The 19,244-nt window shown below is 40.4% G+C and carries 16 protein-coding genes; 13 read left to right on the forward strand and 3 right to left on the reverse strand.

What is annotated here, in order from left to right; genetic code table 11:
• Positions 1-298 precede the first annotated feature (298 nt).
• Positions 299-1,561: a DNA recombination protein RmuC gene (locus ACIQZ2_RS01740; protein ID WP_395767113.1), complete on the forward strand. Its 1,263-nt coding sequence runs from the start codon at positions 299-301 to the stop codon at positions 1,559-1,561.
• 72 nt (positions 1,562-1,633) lie between these two features.
• Here ACIQZ2_RS01740 and ACIQZ2_RS01745 read toward each other — a convergent pair whose 3' ends face one another.
• From ACIQZ2_RS01745 to ACIQZ2_RS01755, 3 genes are read right to left on the reverse strand one after another with little or no spacing between them, the layout of a single operon-like run.
• Positions 1,634-1,861, reverse strand: coding sequence for a zinc ribbon domain-containing protein YjdM (locus ACIQZ2_RS01745; RefSeq protein ID WP_395767114.1), 228 nt, complete (start codon positions 1,859-1,861; stop codon positions 1,634-1,636).
• A 24-nt stretch (positions 1,862-1,885) separates the two neighbouring features.
• The gene (locus ACIQZ2_RS01750) at positions 1,886-3,745 is read right to left on the reverse strand and encodes a YgiQ family radical SAM protein (RefSeq protein ID WP_395767115.1); all 1,860 of its coding nucleotides are present in this window, start codon (positions 3,743-3,745) and stop codon (positions 1,886-1,888) included.
• 32 nt (positions 3,746-3,777) lie between these two features.
• Positions 3,778-5,892, reverse strand: coding sequence for a S9 family peptidase (locus ACIQZ2_RS01755; protein WP_395767116.1), 2,115 nt, complete (start codon positions 5,890-5,892; stop codon positions 3,778-3,780).
• 111 nt (positions 5,893-6,003) lie between these two features.
• Between ACIQZ2_RS01755 and ACIQZ2_RS01760 the strand changes: the two genes are divergently transcribed.
• From ACIQZ2_RS01760 to ACIQZ2_RS01815, 12 genes are all read left to right on the forward strand, one after another.
• Positions 6,004-7,008, forward strand: a complete 1,005-nt coding sequence (locus ACIQZ2_RS01760; protein ID WP_395767117.1) for a glycosyltransferase — start codon at positions 6,004-6,006, stop codon at positions 7,006-7,008.
• Positions 7,009-7,056: 48 nt separating this feature from the next.
• Positions 7,057-7,809, forward strand: coding sequence for an EboA domain-containing protein (locus ACIQZ2_RS01765; RefSeq protein WP_395767118.1), 753 nt, complete (start codon positions 7,057-7,059; stop codon positions 7,807-7,809).
• A gap of 112 nt (positions 7,810-7,921) precedes the next feature.
• Positions 7,922-8,827 carry a TatD family hydrolase gene (locus tag ACIQZ2_RS01770; protein ID WP_395767268.1) on the forward strand — a complete coding sequence of 302 codons (906 nt, stop codon included), beginning with the start codon at positions 7,922-7,924 and terminating at the stop codon, positions 8,825-8,827.
• Positions 8,827-9,714 carry a UbiA-like protein EboC gene (gene eboC, locus ACIQZ2_RS01775; protein WP_395767119.1) on the forward strand — a complete coding sequence of 296 codons (888 nt, stop codon included), beginning with the start codon at positions 8,827-8,829 and terminating at the stop codon, positions 9,712-9,714. Before ACIQZ2_RS01770 ends, eboC begins: the two co-directional genes overlap by 1 nt.
• A 9-nt stretch (positions 9,715-9,723) precedes the next feature.
• Positions 9,724-10,869, forward strand: coding sequence for a 3-dehydroquinate synthase (locus tag ACIQZ2_RS01780; protein WP_395767120.1), 1,146 nt, complete (start codon positions 9,724-9,726; stop codon positions 10,867-10,869).
• 1 nt (position 10,870) lies between these two features.
• A complete protein-coding gene (gene eboE, locus ACIQZ2_RS01785; protein WP_395767121.1) occupies positions 10,871-12,049 on the forward strand; it encodes a metabolite traffic protein EboE in 1,179 nt (392 codons plus the stop codon).
• Entirely contained in the window at positions 12,034-13,398 is a 1,365-nt protein-coding gene (locus tag ACIQZ2_RS01790) for an alkaline phosphatase family protein (RefSeq protein WP_395767122.1), read from the forward strand. The genes eboE and ACIQZ2_RS01790 overlap by 16 nt, the downstream gene beginning before the upstream one ends.
• A 10-nt stretch (positions 13,399-13,408) precedes the next feature.
• Complete coding sequence (locus ACIQZ2_RS01795) at positions 13,409-15,664, forward strand: carboxypeptidase-like regulatory domain-containing protein (protein WP_395767123.1); 2,256 nt, start codon at positions 13,409-13,411, stop codon at positions 15,662-15,664.
• Between the two features lie 252 nt (positions 15,665-15,916).
• Complete coding sequence (locus ACIQZ2_RS01800; protein WP_395767124.1) at positions 15,917-16,276, forward strand: hypothetical protein; 360 nt, start codon at positions 15,917-15,919, stop codon at positions 16,274-16,276.
• 5 nt (positions 16,277-16,281) lie between these two features.
• On the forward strand, positions 16,282-17,481 hold the full coding sequence (locus ACIQZ2_RS01805) for a parallel beta-helix domain-containing protein (protein ID WP_395767125.1): 1,200 nt from the start codon (positions 16,282-16,284) through the stop codon (positions 17,479-17,481).
• 2 nt (positions 17,482-17,483) lie between these two features.
• Positions 17,484-18,494, forward strand: a complete 1,011-nt coding sequence (locus ACIQZ2_RS01810) for an SO2930 family diheme c-type cytochrome (protein ID WP_395767126.1) — start codon at positions 17,484-17,486, stop codon at positions 18,492-18,494.
• Between the two features lie 81 nt (positions 18,495-18,575).
• Entirely contained in the window at positions 18,576-19,229 is a 654-nt protein-coding gene (locus ACIQZ2_RS01815) for a hypothetical protein (RefSeq protein ID WP_395767127.1), read from the forward strand.
• The last annotated feature ends 15 nt before the right edge of the window (positions 19,230-19,244 follow it).

Below are 19,244 nucleotides of genomic sequence, written 5' to 3' on the forward strand. Positions count from 1 at the left end.
TAAGCCCCGCACCGCTGATGATACTGGGATCAAACCCGGGAAAGTAAGTAAGCTCCAAGTTATTTAAAAAAAACCGCCTCCTAGGAGAGCGGTTTTTTTTTGCATAACAGTCAACAGTAGTCAGTCGTAAATAGTCAGTCGTCAGTCGCAAGTCCGAAGGGAATCAGGAGCTAATTTAACTCTTCAATCTTAGCTCTTAATTCCTGCCTCTTAATTATCAACTCAAACTTCTCCTCCGTACTCTTTCCCTTCGGACTGACGACTAGCGACTAGTGACTCTTTTTACTATATTTACTTCATGACTATCATCTACATCATTCTTGCGATTTTGGCCGGAACAGGAGTAACCTACCTCCTACTCCAAGGCAAATTAAACCTACTTAACAGCGAATTGGCTCAATTAAGCAAGGTACAAGCTAAAGCAGACGCTCTTGAACAAGAAAACAAGGCCATGTTTGGGCAATTATCCCAACTCCAAGGTCAAAATGAAACACTCAAAGAGACCATAGAAAGTCAAAAAGCGGACGAAGGTAAAATGCAAAAAATGTTGTCCGAGATAAGCAATGAGTCGGTTCTCCGACAAGGTCGGATTTTGAGTGAACATCAGCAAGTCAAATTAAATGATGTGTTAAACCCACTAAAAGAAAAATTACAAGCATTTGAGACGAAAGTAAATGAAAGTCAAAAAAGCTCTTTACTTCAAAACACCATACTTTTGGAGCAAATAAAAAATTTAACAAGCCTGAATCAAACCGTTAATCAAAAAACAGAAGACCTAACCAATGCCCTGAAAGGATCTAATAAATCCCAAGGTAACTGGGGCGAAATGATTCTTGAGCGTGTTTTAGAAAGCTCAGGCCTTAAAAAAGGCATGGAATACGAAACCCAATTCGTAACTAAAAACCAAATCAATGAGACCATTAAACCCGATGCGGTCATTTTTTTGCCCGACAATAAAAACCTGATCATCGACTCCAAAGTATCTTTGACAGCCTACGAACGCTATACCAGCGCTGAAGAAGGTACCGTTGAAAAAGACCAAGCACTCAAAGAACACATCGAGTCACTAAAAACACATATTAAATTATTATCAGCCAAAGATTATCACACAGGACTCGGTTTAAATAGCCCCGATTTTACATTATTATTCATCCCTATAGAATCAGGATTTGTGGCTACTATCAGCCAAGATACGAGCTTATTTAATTTTGCCTGGGACCGTAAAATCGTATTGGTCTCCCCTTCTACCCTATTGGCAACATTAAGAACCATCGCATCCGTTTGGAAAACCGAATACCAAACCCGAAATGCCCTTGAAATCGCACGTCAAGCCGGTGATTTATACGATAAATTCGTCTCGTTTACCCAAGACATGGAAGATGTAGGTAGACACATGAAACGTGCCGAAGATGCACATGCTGGTGCCCTAAATAAACTAAGCACAGGAAAAGGTAATCTTATCAGCCGTGCCGAAAAACTTCATAAATTAGGCATTAAATCATCCAAAAAACTTAATCAAGGTTTGATTCAGGATGAAGAACCCGAAATTGAAGAGGAATAATCAAGAAATAAGAATGAAGAGTTAAGAGATGAAAAACTCGCAGGACTACAGACCTAAAGGACAAGCGACTAATTACGCTTTCTTCAAAAATTCCGTTCTCAAAACCATCACTGACTTCTCAACCTTACCTTCGATTTCGTCCGCATCATCCGTTAATCGAATGTTCTTCACCATTGTTCCACGCTTGATTACACCGGATGACCCACGCACTTTCAAATCTTTGATTACCGTAACAGAGTCGCCATCCTTCAATACCGTACCGTTGCTATCGCGAACAACCAACGCTTCATGCTCATCCATGTTATAGAAAATTTATGCTGCTACTTATTTCTTCCAACCCGTTTTATTATTTCTAAAACCTAACAATCGCTGAGCTAAATCTGGCCGCTTTAGATAAGTCAATCTGTTTCTAATCCAATCCTTATACTCCGCCTTGTACCAAAAGAAATATTTATTCTGATTCTGCTTTTCCTCACGCGTTTTTGCCGTTTTAATTGGCTGCAACGTATACGGATGTACTCCCGAATAATAAATAACTTCCGCCACCGTCATTGGAGTAGGCGTAAAGTCTTGAACTTGCTCCAACTGAAACCCTAAATCCTTTGTTTCCGCAGCCAAGTTCGCCATATCCTCTTCCTCACATCCCGGATGTGAAGAGATAAAATAGGGAATCAAAGGCTGTTTTAAACCAAATTTGGCAGAAATTTCATCATACTTCTTCTTGAACGCATGAAAATACTTAAAAGATGGCTTACGCATGACACGTAATGTAGCATCTGAGGTATGTTCCGGAGCAACCTTCAATCGACCAGACACATGACGCGTAATCAATTGCTCCATGTACTCATCGTGATTGCCGTCCTGATTGTTCTTATTAAAGTCATCCACCAATAAATCATAGCGAACACCTGAGCCCACAAACGCCTTCTTAATACTTGGGTGTGCATCCACCTTGCGGTAAATCTCCGTCAATGGTGTATGGTTTGTATCCAAATTATTGCAAATAACCGGATGAATACAAGATGGACTTACGCATTTGGCGCAAATCGACTCATCCTTCCCTTTCATACGATACATATTCGCAGAGGGTCCTCCTAAATCTGAAATATACCCTTTGAATTCTGGATGCTTCGTAATTTCATCCACCTCCTTCATAATCGACTTCTCACTCCGGGAAGCAATAAATTTCCCTTGATGCGCTGAAATCGTGCAAAAACTACAACCCCCGAAACAGCCTCGGTGCATATTCACCGAAAACTTAATCATCTCATAAGCCGGGATTGGGCCACGTTTCTTATATTTTGGATGTGGCAAACGTGTATATGGTAAATCAAAGGACTTATCCATCTCCACTTCTTCCATCGTCTTAAACGGTGGATTGATCACCAATACATCGTCCCCAACCTCCTGTGTAATCCGATTCGCTTGCCACTTATTGGACTCAACTTCTACAATCTTGAAGTTGGACGCATACTTAATTTTATCTTCCAAACAAACCTCATGACTCGCTAACTCCACCGTTTCCCAGTCACCGACAACCGGTAAAGTTTCCAATTTTTTCTGCAGGTAAGCCACCTGATTAATATCAGTTAATTCCGACAATTGCTTACCAGATTTTACACCACGGATGATTTCACGCAAGGGTTGTTCTCCCATGCCATACACCAACATATCCGCTTTGGAATCCACTAAAATCGATGGAAATAACTTATCAGCCCAATAATCATAATGTGTTACACGACGCAATGAAGCTTCGATACCACCAATCAACACAGGAACATCTGGGTAAATCTCCTTTAAAATATTGGAATAAACCGTAGTTGCATAATCAGGACGAAAACCTGCTTCACCTCCCGGGGTATACGAATCATTCGATCGCAAACGCTTATTTGCCGTATAATGATTCACCATGGAATCCATACAGCCTGCCGTTACACCAAAAAAGTATTTGGGTTTACCTAACTTCTTAAAATCGCGCAAGTCGTCTTGCCAATTTGGCTGCGCGACAATCCCCACTTTCAATCCTTCGCTTTCCATGATTCGACCAATTACCGCCGTACCGAAGGCTGGATGGTCCACATAAGCATCACCTGAAATCAGGATTACATCGAGTTCATCCCAACCGCGTTTTTCAACTTCCTTTTTGGTCAGCGGCAGCCAGTCGGTAATAGGTCTTTCTTGCATTCGGCAAAATTACGCTAAAAACAACATGAAACCTACTTTAACAACTTCGCTTTAAAATAATCAGCCGTAGCTTGAAAGACCTTAAGGGCATTGGAAAACTTCATCCAATGATGCGTATCGTCCACAATTACCAGGGTCTCCATAGGTACCTTTTTCTTTTGAAGTCGATTGATTAAGTCTATGGTTTGGCTAAAAGGCACATTACGGTCATCATCTGCGTGTATAAGCAAAACAGGGGACTTCCAAGTATCAATTGATGAAATTGGAGAAGAACGAAAAGATAAACTCATAGCCCAATCCGCATCAGGAGCCTTGTGTGGACCCGATATAGACGCTAATGGTATCTCTCGCTGGTGCGCCCAATCATGAACACCATGAATATCAACACCAGCAGTAAAAAGTTTTGAATCTCGTGCCAATCCCAATGCCGTTAAATATCCGCCATACGATCCTCCATATAATGCGATTTTTTTTGCATCAACAAATGACTGTTGAGCTAACCACTCCCCTGCCGCCTTGATATCTAAATATTCAGATGCTCCCCATTGACCTGCTGATTTTGGATTATGAAAGTCATAACCGTAACCAATACCCAAGCGGTAATTGACCGATAAAACAACAAACCCTTCGCTTGCCAAATATTGATTTAACGCATAGGCATTTGAATAATAGTCAGAATAATGCCAACCTAATAACATCTGACGCGGGGGTCCCCCGTGTATAAAAATAATTGCCGGCTTTTTCTGAGAACCATTAGTATTATCAAAAATCTGTCCGTGAATGGTCATTCCATCAAGCGATTTGAATATCACTTGCTTGGGTTCAACCAAAGACTTGGCAGGAAACTCGGCAGGAATTAAACTTTCAGTTAAGGAACGGGGATTAGCGGAACTACCCAGCATAACTTGAGGTGCTTTTTGAGCGCCTGCACCAATATAAGCATAACCTCCATTGACTGAAATTGCAGTCCACTCAATACCGGTCCCAGGCGTTAAAACCTTCATGTCAGCTTTATCAATTGACACTTGGCATATATGTCTACGATCAATGTCGGTAGCATCTGATCCTGTATTAGCGTCAAAATAAATTGAGTTACCATCAGCGCTGACACTTAAATGCTCCACCATAAAGTTACCTGGGCTTAACAAAAGCGCTGGACCTCCCTCAGGGGCCACAGAATAGGCATGTGGCCATCCATCTTGATAAGAGGTGAAAACTAGGCGATCTTTACGCGCCCAATGCAAATTTGTCCCCCCATGCGTTGTGGGAATTGAACCCCGATAAGTATTGGGCGCCTCCCAAACTAAACTTGACTTTTCTCCTGCGGTTAATCCAACCTTACGAATCGACCAAGGTATGCGTTTACGTTGCGTCAATGAGTCTGCTGAACCGCCCTCCGCTGGAGTACGATTGAATGCGATTTGAGTTCCATCTGGCGACCATCTTGGATTAAAATCGTTAGCAAATGTAGGATCTAACCAATTGACATTGGTCTTGCCCATTTCCAAAAAACCAACAAACGAATGATCCCCACGGTCGACCACAAACGCAATTTTTTTACCACCAGGTGCCCAGCGTAGCGAGTGGACAGAACCTCTGGTTTTAAACAAACGAACTGGAGCCTCTAGAAAGTCTTCATTCTCATTGGTATCCAACTTACACACCCATGGCTGGCCTTCTTTAATATAAGCGACCACTTTATTATCAGAAGAAATCACCGGAAAATCCCCCTCTGAAATAATACGAATAGGCCCACCAACAAAAGCAATTTGCATAACTCGAACCGTTTGCGGTTCCGTATTTCCCGCAGGATTAACTGCTTTCTCATCATCAAAATTTGCCCCATGGTCACCACCACGAACAAAAAGCACCCATTTTCCATCATCTGAAATAGAAATAGAGCTTATCTCCTGGCCGTCGTCATCTACAAAACTTGTCAATTTACGCGCTACAAAATTGGGAGCTTCAGCAACATAAATGTTTCGAACACCTTTCTCATCTAAGGCCCAAGCAATTTTATCACCTTTGGCAGAACGAACTAATTCCGTTGGAAAAGCATACGATTTAACAGCATCCAAAGTGAATTTTTGACCAAATAAGGAAAGTTGAATGGTTACAAGAACCAAGATGTATAGGTACTTACGCATAAATTGTTTTGAATTTTTTATATACTAAATATAGGAAATGAATGATGAAAACGAAAAGAAAAACACCTAGACCTGTTTAATTAAAATAAATTCAAACTAATTTTGAAGTTCATGGATGTATCAATCGTATTTGTCAACTACAAGACTGAAGCGCTCTTATTGGATTGCTTGCGTAGTATTTATGAACATACGATTGGGGTAGATTTTGAATGTATTGTCGTTGATAATCATTTTATTCCCGGAGCAAACCAGCAAATACTTGAGGCCTTCCCTGCTACCCAATGGATTGATTCAGGCGGAAATCTTGGCTTTTCCAAAGCTAATAATATTGGTTTGGCTGTCGCAAAGGGTGATTATGTCTTGTTTCTCAATGCAGATACACTTGTGTTTGACTCGGCTATAACTAACGCATATCAACATTTAACGAGTGATTCTGAATTGATAGCTGTTGGAGGAATCCAATTGGATGCAAAACACAACCCTATTCCCTTTTACAGAACGCTCAATGATACCCGTAGGGATTTTTATATTGTCCCCAATAAATCAATATTTCATCAATTGATTAATCGATTTTTGCCTAAAGAGTCTTTTTCAAGACCCGAGGAAACCAACAATTTGGTGGGTGCTTTCATAATGGCTTCAAAAGAACGTTTACTAAATTTGAAAGGATGGGATGAGGACTTCTTCATGTATGCTGAAGATGTTGAATTATCTTGCCGCCTCAATAAATTTGGCAAACTAGCTTATTTCGAAAATGTTAAATTTATTCATCTCATTCAAGATAACCCGTATAGAAGAACGAAGTATTCATGGGTAAATCGTTTCTCCATTCAAGTACAGGTTTCTAATTTGCTCTGGATACGAAAAAGCTATGGTATTTTGGCTTTTCTACTTATCTACCTAAACTATGCTAGTTTGGCTCCTATTTTTTGGATATGGAAAATCACGCTCAATCTTTTGAAAGGAAAAGTATGGCATCATGATACAACTAACCAACGTATTTTCTCCCGGAAAGTCGCCATTTTATTTCGGTATTTTTTCCCTATTTTATTTCTTCAAAAAGGCCCATATCAGATAAAAGAAGATGAGAATATTGATCAAGTCAATAAATCATAATAATCCTCATTTTTTTTAGTATTTTCGTTGAAAGGAACCTAATTAGCCGTGAAAACGAATTTACAAATCACCGAAACCCTTGCAGCAATTGCCAGTGAAGCCGAATCTAATTGGCTAATTGAGCAAAAAGCCTTATCAGGTAAAGCATTGGCTTTAGCTTTTGTAAAAGTTCCCCGATTTATTTCTAAAAAAATCATTGAAGGTGGTGAGTTTTCAAGTTGGACATTAGACCAACTCGTTCGTTTGGACATATTGATGCAATTAGACGCAGCCAACATCGATTCATTATTCGAAACCGCAGAAATGCAAGAAGCTGTCGCACTGACTCGCTCATTACCATTTTTACCAAATCCTTCATCCTATTTGTTGCGTGCAACAGATGCGGTAAGATCTAACATGGGGCCTGTATTCGATGCGATCGCCTTTGGAAATACCTATCCAAAAGACTATTTCAGTGAAGCTGCTTGGAACCAATTGGTCTTAAAATGTATTTTCAATGACAAAGCGATACACCAAATCATCGGATTGGATGAGCGCTCAAACCAAAACTTAGCGAATACGCTTTCCGATTTTGCACATGAACGATGGGCTGCAGACCGAAGAGTGCCTTCACAAGTATGGAGGTTAGTTCCTCGATTTATGAATGAAACCTTACAGGCTGACATTGAAAAATTAGCTCAGTCAGAAAATTCTAAGGACGTCCTCGCGGCATCTTTAGTAAAACAGGAAGTCCAAATTCCAGGCAGCACGCAGGGTCTTTGGCATGAATTAGAAAACCCAGAACCGATTTATACCGCCTAATATGTGCCAAGAACATAAAACCATTGGAAATCCTTCTCATTTCGAAGGAACTGAACAAGAAAAAACAACGGCTCACGCGGTCGATGGGACATTTGCTCAATATACTCAAGGCATGAAGTTCTTTGATCCGCATGTACATATGACTTCGCGGACGACGGATGATTACCAGGCGTTGGCGGATGCTGGGGTGGTTGCCTTGATTGAACCTGCATTTTGGTTGGGCCAACCGCGAACCGGATTAGCCTCGTTTAAAGACTATTTCGCCAGCTTAGTGGGTTGGGAACGTTTTCGATCATCCCAATTTGGGATTAAACATTATTGTACGATTGGATTGAATTCTCGTGAGGCAAATCATGAAGCTTTAGCCGAACAGGTAATGGAAATTTTGCCTTTGTTCTTGCAAAAAGAGGGCGTCGTGGGCGTAGGGGAAATCGGCTTCGATGACCAAACAGCTGCTGAAGAAAAATATTACCGAGCACAATTAGAACTTGCGAAGGAAATGAATTTGCCCGTTCAGGTTCACACACCACACCGCGATAAGAAGAAAGGAACGGAACGTAGCATGGCCATTGCTTTAGAGCATGGTATCGCACCGAACATGGTCATCATCGACCATAACAATGAAGAAACCGTGAAATCGGTTTTAGATCAAGGATTTTACGCTGCATTTACGATTTATCCATTTACCAAAATGGGCAATGAGCGCATGGTGGAAATTGTAAAACAATACGGACCAGAACGCATTATGGTAAACTCGGCTGCCGATTGGGGAATTTCAGATCCTTTGGCGATACCTAAGACTGCGGCTTTGATGAAGATTAAAGAAGTACCGGACGAACATATTCGATTGGTAACTTATCAAAATGCTTTGGATGCATTTGCTCAAAGTGGACAGATTCAGGAAGCTGATTTCATCCATGGATTGGAAATAGATCAAACACAAAAATTCAATGGTAATACCGTTTTACGCGGAGGACAAGCACCACGCATCGACAAGGACTCCTTAATCATTCGCTAATGCGCAGTAAAATTAGAGCCTTTCTTGAACTCATGCGTCCAGCTAATGTCATCACGGCATTAACGGATGTATTGGCAGGTATGGCCATCGTAGGATTTACCTTTGGAACCTTAGAATACCAATTTTGGCCAGTCGTTTTTTTAGGCATTTCAACCATGTGTTTATATGCAGGTGGAGTTGTATTTAATGATGTTTTTGACCACGAACTGGATATCCTAGAACGTCCAGAGCGCGCCTTGCCAAGCGGAAGAATCCAACGAGCAGAAGCGGTATTTGGTGGAATTGTTTTATTATCATTGGGTATATTCTTGGCTTTTTGGCAGAGCAGACTAAGCGGAATCGTGGCAGTGCTCGTGACCATTCATGCATTATTTTATGATTTCAAGGGCAAACATATGCGTATTTTTGGCCCTATTAATATGGGATTATGTCGGGCATTCAACTTGATGTTAGGCATGAGCGTTTATGAACTAGGCGTATTGGAACATTTTTATTTGATAGTAATTCCATTGATATACATCGCTGCCATTACATTAGTCAGTCGCGGTGAGGTCCACGGAAGCCAGTCGGCGCCGTTATGGTTCGCGGCCATTTTATTCATTTTCGTCCATGCAAGCCAAATAGCCGTTGGCTATCAAGCAGGCAAATTGGTTTACATGTTACCATTCGTTTTGATACATGTGTATTTAATCTTTGCCAAATTAATCCCGGCCATTAAAAAACCCATTGGTCCAAATATAGGCCAAACAGTAAAGACTGGAGTTTTGACACTAATTTTAATGAATGCCGCTTGGGTGAGTTTAAGTGAACAATATTACATGGCTTTTGTTACCTTAGCGTTGTTGCCATTCTCCATGTGGGTGGGTAAAAAATTCGCCGTTTCATAATTTATATTCATGCACGTATTACAACAGCAATTTCAGGTTCCTTTTTATTACCAAGTGATTTTCACGAAGCACTTGTTTGAAAGCAGTAATAAAACCTTGTGTGAATTTATCTCAAATTTCGGCCAAAGTAATTTTCGCAAACGCATCTTATTTGTCATCGATAAAGGGGTAGCAGATGCGCATCCAACATTAACAAAATCAATTGTTACCTATTTTGAAGCTAATAATGTAGCTGATTTAGCCCCTGAATTGCTCGTCTTACCGGGAGGAGAAGGGTGTAAAAACGATCCAAGATTTTATGAAGAAGTGGTACGTGCGATTGACGAACATCGCATCGATCGGCACTCTTTTGTAGCGGCCATAGGTGGTGGGGCATTTTTGGATATGTCGGGTTATGCAGCAGCCATCTCCCATCGAGGCGTTAAATTGATTCGTATACCTACTACCGTTCTATCTCAAAATGATTCAGGGGTAGGCGTTAAAAATGGTGTCAATTACTTAGGAAAGAAGAATTTCTTGGGAACCTTCGCTCCTGCTGTAGCCGTATTTAATGATGTTGCATTTTTAGCGACGTTGGAAGATCGTGATTGGCGCTCTGGAATAGCGGAAGCGATTAAGGTTGCGTTGATTAAAGATATAGCTTTTTTCGAATGGCTTGAGACTAATGTCTCAGCTATGAATGCCCGCGATGAAGATGCCATGGTGGAACAGATTTATCGCTGTGCCGACTTGCACATGAAGCATATTTCGGGCGGAGATCCATTTGAGTTGGGGTCTGCTCGTCCATTGGATTTTGGGCACTGGGCAGCACATAAATTAGAATACTTAACGGATTTCAAGATTCGTCATGGTGAAGCGGTAGCGATTGGTATTGCTTTAGATTGCGTGTATTCGCACTTGATTGGAGCAATTAGTTTATCCGATTGCGAACGAATTTTGGCTGTGATTAAAGGCCTAGGATTTAATGCATACCATCCGGCATTGGCAGAAAACGAATGCCAAAACCTCCACAAAGGCTTACAAGAATTCCAAGAACATTTGGGTGGTCACTTGACCATCACTTTATTGAAAGCGCTAGGAAAAGGAGAAGAAGTGCACGAAATGGACTTCAAGACTATCCAAGCATCCGTTGCTTTACTTGCCACCTACGCCTAAGATGAAAACAGCCCACGGACACCTCAGTTATTGCAGCAATATTCATCCGGGAGAGATTTGGGAAGAACATTTTGCCAATTTACAAGCGACTGTTCCGAAGGTAAAAACAGCAGTTTGCCCAGACCAGACGATGGGATTGGGATTACGCATTGCCAACCAGGCGAGTATTGATTTAATCGAAGATCCCGATAAACTAGCAGCCCTAAAAACTTGGCTAGCACAGGAAGACATCTATATTTTTACGCTCAATGGATTTCCTTACGGAGGATTTCATAATACAATAGTCAAAGATCAGGTACACGCACCCGACTGGACAACGCAGGATCGCGTGAATTATACGCGGCGGTTAATCGATTTATTGGTTCAATTATTGCCCTCGGATCAGCATGAAGGTGGAATTTCCACATCTCCCCTATCCTATAAGTTTTGGTGGGATCAACGTGGAGCGGCAATCGGTCAAGCTACTATGGAATTGTTGAAACTCGTTCCTTATTTGGCCCAAACAGAGCAAAAAACAGGTAAATGGATTCACATTGACATCGAACCGGAACCGGATGGATTACTAGAAAATCACCGCGAATTCGTCGACTGGTATACAGATACCTTGATTCCATTTGCTATTACTGCGGGGATTCCGGAGGATTGGGTGCGCCGACATATTCACATCTGTTTCGATGTGTGCCATTATGGAGTTTCATATGATAAACCTGCTGACTGTTTGCAAGAATTAGTGGATAAAAACATTTCTATCGGCAAGATTCAAATCAGCTCTGCCCTTCGCGTAGATTTGCGAAAAGATGCATCAGCACGTATTGAGGCATTGAAACAATACGAGGAGCCAACTTATCTGCACCAGGTTAAAGCCTTGAAAAAAGATGGAAGTTATGTGCAGTTTAAGGATTTAGGAGAAGCGCTAGCCCAATACAAAGAGGGTGTTTATGACGAATGGCGTGTGCATTTCCATGTACCCTTGTTCTTGGATTCGTATGGTTTATTGAATTCCACCCAAGCAGAAATCGGCGAAACATTGGCCTATCAAAAAAAGCACCATATTACACGAATGATGGAAATTGAAACCTACACGTGGGGCGTTTTACCTTCCGAATACCAAGAATCGATTGAAACCTCTATCGCACGTGAGGTCACCTATATTCAAGACATATTATGCAAAAAACCGTAGTCATAGATATCGTTGGCCTAAGTGAAAGCATTTTAGGTCGATATACACCCTTTTTGGACGCATATATTTCAGGTAAAAAGAAATCGAAAATCAAGCCCCCATTTCCGGCTGTAACCACTACGTCTCAAAGTGTTTACTTAACAGGAAAATATCCGAGTTCCCATGGTATCGTAGGAAACGGTTGGTATGATGCGATAGACTCTGAAGTGAAATTCTGGAAACAGTCCAACAAACTCGTTGGAGATGAAAAAATTTGGGATGCCGCGCGTAGAAAGGATTCAAAGTTTACTTGTGCTAATTTATTTTGGTGGTACAACATGTATTCATCAGCGGATTATTCTGTAACACCGCGTCCGCAATACCACTCAGATGGAGTCAAAATGCCCGATTGCTACAGCCATCCGGCTGATTTACGAGATGAATTGCAAGAGGCTTTCGGGACATTTCCCTTGTTTAATTTCTGGGGACCCAATGCGAATATCAAATCGACAAATTGGATAGCGGACGCCTCCATTTATGTGGATAAGAAATTTGATGCGACATTGACATTCATCTATCTGCCTCATTTGGATTACTGCTTACAGAAATTCGGGGTGGATTTTGAAAAGATCAAAGGTGATTTACAAGAGATTGATCAGGTCATTGAACGATTAATATCGCATTTCGAAAGCAAAGGAGCGAAGGTGATTATCTTATCCGAATATGGAATTAATGATGTGTCAAATCCTGTTCATTTGAATCGTATTTTACGAGAAGCAGGCTATATCGCCTTGCGGGAAGAACAAGGATTGGAATTGTTAGATCCCGGCGCATCGCGCGCATTTGCGGTTTCAGATCATCAAATTGCGCATGTTTATTGCCCAGATGAAACCGTTTTGGATGAGGTCAAGCTCCTTTTGATGCAAACGAACGGTGTTAAAAAAGTGCTATCAGGAGACGAATTAGTAGCTTATCACATCGATCATCCGCGTGCGGGTGATTTGGTATTGATTGCTGATTCTGACGCTTGGTTTACGTATTATTACTGGTTGGATGACAAAAAGGCACCCGATTTCGCTCGTTGCGTGGACATCTTCAAGAAACCGGGTTACGACCCAGTTGAGATGTTTATGGACCCTAAAAATCCCTTCATTAAGTTGCGGGCAGCCTATAAATTAGCTCGTAAACTGACGGGATTCCGTTACCGAATGGATGTGATTCCTTTAGATGCAACTTTAGTTAAAGGGTCACATGGAAGTCCTTTTTGTGATGAAGCTTACTATCCCTTGTATATTGCTGATAATCAGCCAGCTGCTAACATGGAGCCTACGGAAGTTTATTCGTTGATTTGGAACACGGTGTTTAAATAAATTACTAAAGTTGAAATCAATTCTTTTCATAGGGCTATTCATTTCATACACGAGCTTTTCCCAAACCCAAAATATTCGAGGTCGGCTACTGGATAAACATACTCAACAGCCAATTTCATTTGCAGATATCTATTTATCGCCTTCCAATCTAATTGCCAAATCCGATTCTGTAGGCAATTTTTCTTTTTCTAAACTGCCGCTCAATTCATACCAATTACGCATAAGAGCTTTGGGATATCACGAATTTAATATTCCCAAAATTGAATTGATAGCTGGAAAAGAAAGCTATTTAGCCATTGAATTAGAGGAAAACCCCGTATTCCTACAAGAAGTTCGTGTCGTTGCCGAAAAACCAAAAGATGTGGCAAAAAATGAATTTGCCCTGGTGAGTACAAGACAATTTAGCTTATTGGAAGCGCAACGCTATGCCGGAGGATTTCAAGATCCCGCAAGAATGGCCTTGAATTTTGCAGGCGTAACAAACTCCGGATCAGATCAGAATAATGAAATTATCATTCGAGGAAATTCTCCTAAGGGCTTGTTGTGGAGAATGGAAGGAATTGAAATACCCAATCCCAATCATTTTGGAGATGGTCAAGGATCCACCAGCGGGATAATTTCCATGATTAATTCCACTAGTTTAGCCAATTCGGATTTTATGTCAGGTGCATTCCCCGCTGAATATGGCAATGCCTCTTCAGGGGTCTTTGACCTGAGTTTAAGGCGGGGAAATAACTTGAATCGAGAATGGATGGCAACGCTATCCGTTGTAGGATTGGATGTGGCCAGCGAAGGTCCACTGGGGAAAAAGGGTGGATCTTATCGACTTGGATTCAGGTATTCAACGTTGGAGTTATTGTTAAAATCAGGACTGGTAAATATTAATACAGGCAATTTCAAACCAGCCTATCGAGACTTAAATTACTTAATTGAATTACCAACTAAAAAATCGGGAACGATAACCATTTGGGGTATAGCTGGAGCAAATAATACGGAAGATTTAAGAACAAATGTGAGTGATTATACGAATAGCTATTTAGCTGTAGGTGGAATTTCACATAAACTGCCTTTGAAAAATGGGCATTTAAAAACGGTTTTGGCATATACAATGGAGTCTACCGAAATTATTCGCGAAGATTTTTCTGTTAAAACAAGAGAGCAAACTTACCAATATCCCTCTTGGCGATTTAGTACCTATTATTTACACCGCATAAATGCTAAAACACAAGTAAAAATTGGATTCAATGGTAGTCAATTAGCATATCAATTATATGAAAATAGAAATAAAATTACCTTCCTAGATGAAGACGATAAAACCTATTATTGGCAACAATTTATCCAAATAAATAAAAGATTGACATCACAATTGAATGTAACGGCTGGTATTCATCACTACCAGTTTGAGTTAAATAATGCAAAGGGCTGGGAGCCTAGACTTGGCTTATCCTGGAATACCAACTCTGGGGGTCGTTTTAGCGCAGGAATGGGCGTTCACTCACGCCTAGAGCCTCTATCTGTCTATTTCTATAAACGATACAAAGGTAAAATTGCTGAAATGCCGAATCAATCTATTAAACCAGCTGTTTCACTTCATCAAGTCATTGCGTATGACCAAAGATTAGGAGAAAATACGCGCTTGAAAGTAGAAGCCTATCTGCAAAATATTAGTCATGCGCCCGTGGATTCCAATAGAAACAGTCCGTTTTCACTCCTCAATTACAGTTCTGGAATACCGACACAGGTTTTAGAAAACGTAGGAAAAGGAGAAAATAAGGGTATTGAATTAACCATTGAACGCTTTCTAAGTAATGATTTTTATTATTTATTAACAGCATCCGTTTTTGACACGAAATATCAAGCCAAGAAAAATGTTTGGTATAATACTCAATTCAATAATAGGTATGCAGCTAACCTATTAGTAGGAAAAGATTTTCGCCAAAAATTTTCACTGAATTTTCGCTATTTGGTAAGAGGAGGAAATCGGTATACGCCCATTAATTTAGCGGAATCAATTCGAAGAAATACCACCGTTCTACAATCTAATAGAATAATGGAAGGACAATACCCTACTTTTCATCGGTTAGACATATCGTTTGCCTATAAGGTAAATAGAAAGCAACATACGTGGACTTTTCGAGCAGACCTCCAAAACGTCATTAACATCAATAATATTATTGAGGAGTTTTATGATGGAAGAATAAAAGCGCTTAACTATCGATATGCGCTTCCGCTTATTCCAATATTCAGTACAAGAGTAGATTTTTGATACAAATTAAAACATCCATCACTTGCAAAGGTGATTTACCCTCGAGGTATCTCAAATTGAAATACCACAACAGGATATACCCTTCTGAAAAGACCAAGGTCAACAAAATTATTTCATTGGGTGTATACCAGGAAGCCCATTTCAGAGATCATGAATCAACAGATCAGATGCAAACATGCAAAGTTTATTCCTTGATTTTAGATACGGTGTTTAAATAAATTACTTAAATTGAGAATTGAAAAAATAAAACCTATGAAAAAAATCTTAACGACAATTGCCATGGTCGTTGCTCTTTTGGGAGCTGGCGAAGCAGCACACGCACAGATGCCAAGTCCTCAAGAAATGGCGATGAATCAATTGAACCGAATGAGTTCGGAATTAAAATTGACCAAAGAACAAGAAGATAAAATAGAGCCCTTAATTGTTGCCCGTATAGAAAAAATGATGGAATTCCGTCAAGCTGGAATGGAACGCGAGGAAATGATGGGTGAAATGAAGAAGATTAATGAAGGCCAACTAGAAACATTAAAGGCTATTTTGACACCGGAGCAATTAGAAAAATACAAGACTATGCAAACGCAAATGCGTGCGGGTGGTGGTCCTCGTAACTAATTCGAATGAAATATTTACTGATATTTTTATTATTCATTGGGCTTTCTCCAGTCATGGGGCAAGCCCAATTTGAAAAAGCACTTCAGACACAATTAATTCTTGCCTCAGATGGTGATGTGATTGAAGTGGAGGAAGGAAATTTTCAAATTTCAGGTAGTCTTTCCTTAGAGGGTAAAAAGAAAATCACCATTCGTGGAAAAGGAATGGACAAAACCGTTTTAAGCTTTAAAAATCAAAAAACGGGTGCTGAAGGTATTAAAATCACCAACTGTGAAAATATCATTTTGGAAGATTTTACCGTTCAGGATTCCAAAGGTGATTTAATCAAAACGATGCACGTGAAGGATATCATATTCCGCCGCATCAAAGCGGAATGGACGGGTGGCCCAAAAGCAGAAAATGGCTCCTATGCGCTATATCCTGTATTATGCACCAATATATTAATTGATAGTTGTATCGCGATCGGTGCATCTGATGCGGGTATTTATGTGGGGCAATCCAAAAACATCGAAGTAAAAAACTGCATAGCCTATCAAAATGTTGCTGGCATTGAGATTGAAAACTCATTGTATGCAGATGTACACCATAACCATGCCTATGGAAATACGGGAGGCATATTAGTATTTGACTTACCTGATTTGATTCAAAAGAAGGGTGGTTTCGTCAAGGTGCACGATAACCTCATCGAGGATAATAACTTATCTAATTTTGCACCCAAAGGTAATATTGTTGGCAAAGTTCCCCGCGGAACCGGCATGCTAATTCTTGCGACCAGCAACGTAGATATTTTCGACAATAAAATATTAAATCATCGGACCGTAGGTGTAGGCATTATTTCCTATTTCTTGGCAGAGATAGCCATTAAAGATAAGGAATATGACCCCTACCCAACCGCCATTTCGGTATACAAAAACACCTTTGAGCGTCGGCTTGGACGCGTTCCATTGGAAGGACGCTTTGCGCAGATCTACCGATTCAAACTGCGTTTTGGTCGGGATGTACCACATATCGTTTATGATGGTGTTTTGGATTCAACGCGCTGTGGAAGTGATGGGCAATATTTACCTCAGCATCGGATTTGTGTGCATCAAAATATAAACCAATCTGTAGCTAATATGGATGCGGAACATGATTTTAAGAACGTGCGTCGCAATCCCAAGGAGCTTGATTGTGTACAAGAATATGTCAAATCGAATCAATTTTAACGATGCGATACCTAGGATTTATCTTGTTATTGGGTTTGTTTTCTTATCAGCCGGGGCCTAAATTTCCGAGTAAATTGTCTGATTATGGCTTGTTTGAGGGGGATTTAAAAAATCAATTACCCCATTCCGGTGTGACCCCATATGAATTGATATCTCCTTTATTTTCAGATTACGCACATAAATTACGTTTTATACAATTGCCAGCGGGTCAGTCTGTCGCTTATAATCCCGATTCCGTATTCCAATTTCCGGTAGGTACCCGTATTGCTAAGACCTTTTATTATCCCATGGATGAGCGAAAACCAAATGGCAGTAGACGCTTGATGGAAACACGTATTCTAAGTCATGAACCAACGGGCTGGGTAGCATTACCCTATATTTGGAATGAGGAGCAAACGGAGGCATATTTAGAAGTGGCTGGAGGAACAAGTTTGGTGGAGTTTAAGAACCAACAAGGAAAGAAACAGCAAGTAAATTATGTAGTACCTAATGTCAATCAATGTAAAGGTTGTCATGAGCGAGATGGTATGATGACTCCAATTGGTCCTTCAGCACGACAGATGAATGCGTCGATGCAATATGTCCATGGTTCCGAAAACCAGTTGGACTATTGGAATCGGACAAATCAAATGAGTAACGTTCCTTCATTACGTCCCAAATTCGTTTCATATAGTGACGAAGGTGCTTCCTTAAATGAACGTGTTAAAGCATATTTAGATATCAATTGTGCACATTGCCATAATCCGAAAGGACCTGCAAAAAGTTCTGGTTTGTTTTTAGATTACCGCTATTATGGTTCGACGGCGTATGGGATGATGAAATCACCTGTAGCAGCAGGTCGAGGTTCAGGTGGGCTTCAATACGATATTGTTGCAGGCAAACCCGCCGAAAGCATTCTACATTACCGCATGAATTCACATGATCCGGGTGTCATGATGCCGGAACTTGGCAGAACCATTGTGCACCAAGAGGGCGTCGAACTCGTTCGCGCATGGATTAAATCATTAAACTAATAATCATTCGATTAGTCAAATTTTGAATAGGAAACGGCATTTTAGCGGGCGAAATTTGTTTTAACAAACCTAGCCCAGAAAATGAGAAAGACTGCCAAAATTGAGAATCAGCTACTGGAAATGATTCAGCCTCGTATACAGCTAATTGAAAACAAGTTTTCTAGTGGAGAGGCTTTAACAGATCAAGATGTGAATTCACTTCTAGTGAAATCAGCATTCAATCACATGAATCATTTAGATCAGCGATTAGATGAAGTAGCTGCAGATGTGGCTCAATTAAGAACTGATTTTTGTGGACTTGAAGGTAGATTTCTTGAGCTTGAAGGAAGATTCCATACGCTTGAAGGAAGATTTCATGCGCTTGAAGGAAGATTCAAGTTACTTGAGGGTAGATTCCAGGTACTTGAGGAAAGATTCCAGGTACTTGAGGAAAGATTCCATATTCTTGAGGGTAAATTTCAGCTAATGGAGGGTAAATTTCATGAACTCGAAGGTAGGTTTAATGCACTCGAAAGAAGGTTTCAAGAACTTGAAAATAGATTTTATACGCTAGAAGGAAAATTCGAAACACTTGAAGCAAGATTCGAAACCTTAGAGGCGAGATTCATTTCTTTTGAGTCAAGAATGGAAGCTACCATTGAGAAAACGATGAAATCTCACATTAAATGGACACTCGGCTTAATGACCTTCTGCCTCACATTATTTAAAATCATTGATCTAGTAGTACAAAACTAAAAAGGGCTGACCCCT

Source organism: Aquirufa sp., from assembly GCF_044342065.1.
Lineage (GTDB): Bacteria > Bacteroidota > Bacteroidia > Cytophagales > Spirosomataceae > Aquirufa.